We start from the raw sequence: 1,504 nt of genomic DNA, 5'->3' as shown, positions 1-1,504 counted from the left end.
AGCACGTGCTGGCCCCTGACACCATCACACTGCATGCTCTATCGAAAGGTAGAAACACCACTCAAACGGACTTGACCATAGGCGTGATAAGCGCGGTAATGATGTAAGGAGCTACCTGTTGAATCACACCCCACGCTTTCGAAAACCACTCACCAATAGTGGAGAAGACAGGCTGAAGCCAATCCCAGAAACCGCGGAAAGCATCACCAATCTTCGACAAGATTTGATGCCCGGCCTCGGTCTTTGTCAAAAAGAGTGTAATACCTGCAACGACAGCAGCAATAGCCGTGACAATAAGGCCGATTGGGTTCGTGTTAAAAATAGCTCCCAGTAGTGCAGGCAAAGTGCGTATCCCGGTGAAGATGATGCGCCCAAACTTAATGATTCCGCCCAAAGCCTTACGGAACCCCATAAAACCCTTAATCGCAGGACCCAATTTCGGCCCGAATGATGCGATAATGTCGCCGCCTGCCTTAAACGCCTTAAACCCGCGAGTAATCGGCGCAATAACCTTAGCCCACGTCATAAACCCACCAGCAGCCGCAGCAGCCAACCCCGGATGCTTCGCCATCTGGTCAGTAAGCACCTCCACAGCCGGGACAACGACAGTAGAAATCAGCGGGGCAAGAGCATTGAGAAGGTCGACAATAGCAGGCAGACTACCCACAGCGATAGACCCCATGGCGGTGACAATCGAAGGCAGAATAGGCGCAATAGCGCTAAGAAGCTGCCCCAGTGAGCTCCCAAGCTGCTCAACTGCAGGCCATGCCTGCACAGCCACATCACCCATGGAGGAAAAGGAATCCATCACCGAATCAAAATCAATGTTCGCAATAGCATCGAACATTTTCGGGATGACCTCATCAGCCAAATGGTCAAAAATCGGGGCAATCTTATCTGAGAGTTGCCCAGCGAAATCACCAATCTGAGGAGTGATTCTATCGAACCCATCCGACAGCGCATTAAAGACAGGAATCATGCCATCGTAGAAGGGCTGGATGAACGCTGCAGTCACGTGCGACGCGAACGCCGCCATAGTATCGAAGGAGCCTTTGAATGTTTCGCGTTGCTTCTGGGCGGCGCCGTCGAACATGTCGTTCATGGCATTGGAAAAGTCCTCGAAAGAGACCTTGCCCGAGCTAATCATGTCGGTGACTTCTTCTTTAGTCACGCCCATCTGGTCGGCAAGCTTTTGTTGCAGACCAATTCCTCGGTCCATCAACTGAGCCATAACCTCACCATCAACGTGACCACGGGCAGCAACCTTCGACCAGATTGAGCCCATCTCACCCATGGACACGCCAGAGTGGGCAGCAGAGTCAGCAACACGACTCAGCGTGTCCTGGAGCTCTTGGCCGGGTTTAATACCAGAGCTGAGCATGACGGAGGCAACCTGGGCAGTATCGCCCATAAGGAAGGACGTTCCCGGACCTGACCCCCAGATGGTGGACACCTTGAAACCAGCATCTCGCTGGGAAGTGAGGTACCTTTCCACCATGCCACG

The 1,504-nt window shown here is 53.0% G+C and carries 1 protein-coding gene; it reads right to left on the bottom strand.

Going from position 1 to position 1,504, the window contains the following annotated elements:
* Positions 1-61 precede the first annotated feature (61 nt).
* On the bottom strand, positions 62-1,504 hold a 1,443-nt coding region (locus QP908_RS11705), incomplete at its 5' end, for a tape measure protein (RefSeq protein WP_284772360.1).

It is taken from the genome of Corynebacterium sp. MSK204, assembly GCF_030229885.1.
Lineage (GTDB): Bacteria > Actinomycetota > Actinomycetes > Mycobacteriales > Mycobacteriaceae > Corynebacterium.
This window is presented reverse-complemented; position numbering and strand designations above follow the sequence as displayed.